We start from the raw sequence: 6,199 nt of genomic DNA, 5'->3' as shown, positions 1-6,199 counted from the left end.
CGCAGCCGGTCTTCGCCGATGGTGACGGCGTAGGTGCCGAATTCCTGGCCGAGGGTCATGGGCACGGCGTCCTGGAGCTGGGTGCGTCCCATTTTCACCACGGTGCGGAACTCGGCGGCCTTGGCGGCGAACGCGTCTTCGAGTTCGGCCAGGGCGGCGAGGAGTTCGCGGGCGGCGAAGATGGTGCCCAGCTTCACGGCCGTGGGGTAGACGTCGTTGGTGGACTGGCTGAGGTTGACGTGGTCGTTCGGGTGCAGCCGGGCGTAGTCGCCCTTGGGGTGTCCGAGGATTTCCAGGGCCCGGTTGGCGATGACCTCGTTGGCGTTCATGTTCGAGGACGTCCCGGCGCCGCCCTGGATGACGTCCACCACGAACTGGTCGCTGAGTTTGCCGTTCATGACGTCGGTGCAGGCCGCCTCGATGGCGGTGGCGCGTCCGCCGTCGAGCAGGCCCAGTTCGCGGTTGGTCCGGGCGGCGGCCAGCTTGACGGCGGCCAGGCCCCGGACCAGGTACATGTTGGAGGAGAGCGGCTGGCCCGTGATGGGGAAGTTCTCCACGGCCCGGAGCGTGTGGACACCCCAGTACGCGGCGGCGGGGACATCACGGTCACCCAGGAGGTCGTGTTCGGAACGGAAATCGGCGGGGGATGCGGTGTCGGTCATGGATATCCTCGGGACGTAGCTGGGGAGACGGGTTGGTGGGGGGCGGCTAGGTTGCCGGGACGAAGTCGGTGGCCGTCAGCTGCCCGACGGGGCGGCCGCCGCCCAGGACCACACCGGTGGCGATGCCCGCGAGCGGTGAGGTGTCGACGTCGAGCGCTTCCAGTGCGCGGACGGTGACCGGCATGCGGGCGCGGTCCCCGCCGTCGGAAATCTTGACTGCCACGGCGCGGCCGTCCGGCAGTCCCACGAGCTGCACGCCTTCGAAGCCGTCCTTCGCCACCGCTCCCGGGAGCAGGCGCATCAGTTCGGTGACGTCGCGGCCCTCGCCGGCCACCATTTCGGGGTGCTGCATCATGGCGCGGCCGACGGCGGCTTCCGGACTTCCGGGGTCAGTCACCACAGCTGCGGCAAGGCGGCCGAACGCGCGGGCCATGCCGCGGAGGGTCAGGGCGAACAACGGCGTGCCGCAGCCGTCGGTGCTGGTGCGCTCAGGCTCTTCGCCGGTGAGGTCCCGGACGGTAGCGGCCACCAGTAGCTGCAGGGGATGCTCAGGATCGAGGTAGCCGCTGACCGGCCAGCCGTTGATGATGCAGGTTGCGGCCATGGCGGCGTGTTTGCCGGAGCAGTTCTGCGTGATTTGCGTGGCTGTCCCGCCGCGGCGCAGCCATTCTTCGCGTTCGTCCGGGCCGTAGGGAAGGTCGGTGCTGTTTTCCAGGGCGTCGGCCGTCAGTCCGTGCATTTTGAGGATGCGGAGGGCTCCGTCGCGGTGCATTGCCGCCCCGGAATGGCTGGCGGCGGTGAGGGCAAGGAGATCCGCGGGGAGGTCAAGGCCGGCGGAGACCATGGCCACGGCCTGCAGCGGCTTGAGCGATGACCGCGGGTAGAACGGAGCCAGGGGGTCGCCCGCGGAGAACAGCGTGCGGAGGCCGCCGTCGTCGGATTCGTCCGGGGCGGTGGAGATCACTGAGCCGTAGTGGACGCTTTCCACGAGCCCGTCGCGGGTCTGCACGGCCAGCGGGGCGTGCCGCGGCAGGGCTGTTACGTCCGGGTTCGGAGCTTGGGCATGGACGGGCAAGGCAGGGGAAAGCATGGAGTCCTTGGGTTACGTGTGGGGCGTCGGTTGTTGGTTGCGAGTGGCTTGCGGCTATTGGCCGAGGATGGAGTCGAGGGCGGCGCCTACGGCCTGCAGGTGCTCCTGCATAGCGGCGCTGGCTTCGGCGGAATTACCGGATTCGATGGCGGCCAGGATCCGCTGGTGCTCCTGGTCGGAGGCGTGCTGGCGGTCGGCCACCATATTGAGGGTTTCGGACTGGTGCGCCAGGGCGCCGCGGATGTCGGCGACCACGTTTTCGAACACCTGGTTGTGGCTGGCGCGGGCAATGGCTGCGTGGAAGCCGGAGTCGAGGGCCACCCAGGCTTCGGGGTCGTCCTCCGCAACCATAGCGGCCACGATCTCCCGCAGCCCTTCCAGTTCCTCGGCGGTCCGGCGTTGGGCGGCCAGGCCGGCCGCCGGAACCTCGATGTGCGGGCGCGCCTCGGTGAGGTCCAGCGCGGAGTACTGGCCGAGCACCAGGTCTTTGGCAACCCGGCTGGCCACAACAAAGGTGCCGCGGCCGGTTTTGGTGGTAGTGAGGCCGAGGGCGTTGCAGGAACGCAACGCCTCGCGGACTACGGAGCGGCTCACCCCGTACTGCTGGGCGAGCGTGGCTTCGGAGCTGAGCTTGGCGCCGACCTCGAGTTTGCCGGACTCGATGTCCGTGCGGAGGACGTTGAAGACGGCCTCTGCCGCGCTGAGGCGGGCGAGAGGCTGTCCTGCTGTCCGGCTGTCTGACAGGTTCACGCTTTAAATATGGCACGGGTCACATGGGGTGTCAATACTGACTCCATGTCGGCTCCATGCCCTCGGTACGTTCGTTCCGATTTTCCCTTTACGTTGGCGCGTTGGCGCTCTTAGACTGGTAATCCAGCTAGAAACGGTACGTTCGTGCCTGTCGAGAGGGGTCCGGGATGGCCGAGGCGTTCACCGACAGGCTCGCAGCCGAGGTCCGGGCACGACGGACAACCCTGCGGCTGACCCAGCACGACCTTGCCCAGCTAGCAGGGGTGTCGGAGCGGTTTGTCCGTTTCGTTGAACAGGGAAAGCGCAGCGTGCAGCTGGATTCACTCCTGGCGCTGCTTGAGACGCTCGGGCTGGAGCTGCAGCTGAGCACCCGGACGCGGGCGGCGGCGCGCGCCATCGACGGGCAGCTGCCGGAGGCCCGGCCGTGAGGCACCGTGTGGCGGATGTCTACAAGGCCGGAGTGCTGGCAGCCCGGCTGGAACGGCACGACGGCGGCACCAGGTTCAGCTACCTGCCGGCCTACCTCGCGGCGGGGGGTCCCGCCGTCGCCAGTTCCCTGCCGCTGAGCACTGAACCGGTGCTGTCCGCGGCGGGGGCTGCGCCGCCGTACTTCACGGGTCTCCTGCCGGAGGGCAGGCGGCTGAATGCCCTGCGGCGATCGGTGAAAACGAGCGTTGACGACGAACTGTCCCTCCTCATCGCGGCCGGCGCCAACCCGGTTGGGGATGTGCAGATTGTCGGCCACGGCGAGCCGCTGGACCCGGATGAGCACGCCGTCGAGCTGAACCCGAAGGCGCCGGTCGATTTCGACGCGTTGCTGGGCGATTCCGGCCTGATCGACCCCGTGGCACTTGCCGGCGTGCAGGACAAGCTGTCGGCGGGGATGATCTCCATGCCCGTTGCCAGCGCGGGCCGGCGTTACATCCTCAAGCTCAATGCACCCGAGTTCCCGCATGTGGTGGAAAACGAGCTGGTGATGTTCCGCTACGCGGCCAAGCTGCGGATTCCGCTGAGCAGGGTGCGGCTGATACGGGACGTCGAGGCCCGGCCGGGGCTCCTGGTGGAGCGGTTTGACCGGATCCCGTTGGCTGGCGGCGCGCATGGCGCGGTGCAGCGGCTCGCCGTCGAGGATGGTGCGCAGGTGCTGGGGCTGTACCCGGCGGACAAGTACAACGTGGCGTACGGGCGGGTGTGCCACGCCCTGGCCGAATACTGCGCAGCGCCCCTGCCTGCGTTGCGGAATCTGGCCATCCAGGCTGCCTTTGCGTGGTTGAGCGGGAATGGCGACCTGCATGCGAAGAACGTGTCGATGGTGCAGCAGCCGTCGGGGGAGTGGTCCATCGCCCCGGTCTACGACATCCCCTCCACAGTGGTTTACGGGGACAAAACGCTCGCCCTCACGCTGGACGGCAAGCGGACAGGGATATCGCGGAAGCATTTTCTCGGCTGGGCCACCGGCCTGGGGCTGGCCGAGCGCGCCGCTGTCCAGGTGCTGGAGCTGGGGTTGAAGGCGTCGGGTCCGTTGGTGGCGGACCTGGAGCGCGGCGCTGCTTTTGCCGGAACGAACGACGACGGCGGCTCGCCGTTCTCGGCGATCGTCACCAGGTCATGGCTTAAGGAGCTCAAGCACCGGCGGAGGCTGCTCGAAGGGTAGGGGAGCGGCTAGAGGTGCTGGATCCCCGCGCGCTGCATCGCGTCCTTGTAGATCTCCACGCTCTTGCTCAGCAGCTCTTCCTGCTTGTTCGCCGAGACCGCGAAGGCCCGGCCCCCGAGAGCGCTGGCCTTGTAGATCTTGATGCCGGAGTTCTTCAGGGACTGGTGGTAGGTCTTTTCGAAGAGGGTGAGGAAGGTCTGGGCATCCGTGCCGTGGGCGATGATGGCCGAGACACGCTTGTTGATCTTCAGGAACTGGCGGAAGGGTCGCAGGCCGTCCGTCTTTTCCTGGACGTTGAGGGCGGACGGCAAATCGGGGTCGCGCACCCACGGGTAGGCGTTCCACGGCATGACGTAGCGGGGATCGAGTTCCACGATTTCGTAGATTGACGTGGCCCGCCGGGCTGCTTCGTCGTCGTTGAAATGCGACACGAAGCCCGATTCGGTGCCCTTGCCGGGGCTGACATGGAGACTGACGATCCTGCATTCGTCCTCGTCATGGACGGGGTCGATGTACGGGACTATTGAGCCCGGCTTCTTTTCCATCAGTTCGTCGCAAAGCTGGGTTACAGCAGCGATGTTCGGTTCCTGCAGCAGGGCCTTTTTTTCGTCCCAGTCAATCGTCACGATTTCTCCCTCAGCACACGGCGTCCAGAATCAGGCGTCTGGTTCCACTCTACGCTTTTGGCCGGGGTTGATGTTCTGCGGATTTCCAAAATCACAAGTTACGGCGCCTCATCCAGGCTCCGTGGCAAGAGGCTCCCGGCCTATTTTCAGGCGGACCGCGCGGGCGTACGCTTAAAGCGCCTGCAGGTAACCGTTCAGATAACGCGGGCCGTTCGGGACATGTGAATGTCCGGGCCGTCTCTTAGCGAGATCGCGAAGGTACCTGCAGGTCATTCGTGTTTAAGGCGTGGTGTGGGTCCGGGCGCCTTGCTTCTTCAGCACGCTCCTGAGTGCTTCAGAATGGCGCCGCGACCTCAGCGGGGCGCAGGCAAGGGGCGTCGCCTCCCGTGCTTGACGGGGGGGCGACGCCCCTGGTGCTCGCCCCCAGCGAGGCGGCCCTAGTGCTGGCCGAGGCTCCCCGCCGCGGGAGGGAGGCCGCCGTCGCGGTTTTCCTCGTCCCGCCGCTCGGCGGCGCTTCTCGTGTCGCTGTCGGCGGTTTCGTCCGAATCGCCTTCGAAGTCCACCAGCCCGTTGGTCTGGTCGAACGGCTTGGCGATCCGCTCGTCACTCAACGCGGAGCCGGAATCGCCGGACACCGTGCCGCCCTCATCCAGCGGCTGCACGTATCCGGAAGCATCGGTGGCCGGAACGGCCGACACCGGGGTCTCGGAAACGGGAGCCGTGGTACGTGTGGACTCCGTGTCCTTGTCGCGCATGCTCGCGGCCACGCCTGCTGCCGCTGCCGCTGCAACGCCCACTCCCGCCGCGACCTTTCCGGACACACCGGCCCTGCCGGAATCGCCGCGTGAAGCCGCGGCAGCCTCGACTCCGGGCGTTCCGGGAGAGGCGCCCTCGTTGACGGTCCCGCGCCAGGCGCCGCTTGCATAGCCTTCGTCCTCGATGAAGTCCTTGAACCTCTTCAGGTCCGCTTCCACCTGACGGTCGACGACATGAAGTTTGTCGCCGATGGTCTCCACGATGCCTTCCGGTTCGTATTCGAGCGAAAGCTGCACCGAAGTCTGGCCGCCACCCACGTCTTCGAAGGTTACTGTTCCCGCATTGGTTGCGCCTTCGGTCGCGGCCCAGGCAACCTTGCGGTCGGGGACCTGCTCCAGGATTTTCGCCTCCCACTTCCGGCGGATACCTGCGATTTCGGCCACCCATTCAAGACGATCGTCGCTGAGTTGGGCCACGCTCTTCACGCCACCCATGAAGTGCGGAAATTCCTCGAACTGGGTCCACTGGTTGTACGCCGTGCTTGTCGGGACGTTGACCAGAATGCGCTTCTCGACCTTCGTGCTCATGGTGTCTCCTTTGACTAGAAAGGGTTGAAGAATGCCTGACGAGGGGCGATGATTTCGCCAACTAATCAGCATGC

The 6,199-nt window shown here is 66.6% G+C and carries 7 protein-coding genes; 2 read left to right on the top strand and 5 right to left on the bottom strand.

Going from position 1 to position 6,199, the window contains the following annotated elements:
* The 3 genes from AC07YR_RS20215 to AC07YR_RS20205 form a co-directional block, all read right to left on the bottom strand.
* A partial coding sequence (locus AC07YR_RS20215) for a lyase family protein (protein WP_494735043.1) occupies nucleotides 1–662 on the bottom strand: 662 nt, incomplete at its 3' end.
* A gap of 46 nt (nucleotides 663–708) precedes the next feature.
* Nucleotides 709–1,752 carry an asparaginase gene (locus AC07YR_RS20210; protein ID WP_494735042.1) on the bottom strand — a complete coding sequence of 348 codons (1,044 nt, stop codon included), beginning with the start codon at nucleotides 1,750–1,752 and terminating at the stop codon, nucleotides 709–711.
* Nucleotides 1,753–1,806: 54 nt separating this feature from the next.
* Nucleotides 1,807–2,502, bottom strand: a complete 696-nt coding sequence (locus tag AC07YR_RS20205) for a FadR/GntR family transcriptional regulator (protein ID WP_055800432.1) — start codon at nucleotides 2,500–2,502, stop codon at nucleotides 1,807–1,809.
* A 167-nt stretch (nucleotides 2,503–2,669) separates the two neighbouring features.
* Here AC07YR_RS20205 and AC07YR_RS20200 point away from each other — a divergent pair, with 167 nt between their 5' ends.
* Nucleotides 2,670–2,930, top strand: coding sequence for a type II toxin-antitoxin system Y4mF family antitoxin (locus AC07YR_RS20200; protein ID WP_055800437.1), 261 nt, complete (start codon nucleotides 2,670–2,672; stop codon nucleotides 2,928–2,930).
* Entirely contained in the window at nucleotides 2,927–4,156 is a 1,230-nt protein-coding gene (locus tag AC07YR_RS20195; RefSeq protein WP_436059095.1) for a type II toxin-antitoxin system HipA family toxin, read from the top strand. Before AC07YR_RS20200 ends, AC07YR_RS20195 begins: the two co-directional genes overlap by 4 nt.
* Nucleotides 4,157–4,164: 8 nt before the next feature.
* Here AC07YR_RS20195 and AC07YR_RS20190 read toward each other — a convergent pair whose 3' ends face one another.
* Entirely contained in the window at nucleotides 4,165–4,782 is a 618-nt protein-coding gene (locus tag AC07YR_RS20190) for a uracil-DNA glycosylase family protein (RefSeq protein ID WP_028272415.1), read from the bottom strand.
* Nucleotides 4,783–5,219: 437 nt separating this feature from the next.
* A complete protein-coding gene (locus tag AC07YR_RS20185) occupies nucleotides 5,220–6,125 on the bottom strand; it encodes an SRPBCC family protein (protein WP_494735041.1) in 906 nt (301 codons plus the stop codon).
* Nucleotides 6,126–6,199: the final 74 nt, after the last annotated feature.

Source organism: Arthrobacter sp. GW460-12-1-14-TSB2 (genome assembly GCF_059423525.1).
The sequence above is the reverse complement of the archived record's forward strand: the minus strand, read 5'-3'. Positions and strand labels throughout refer to the sequence as shown.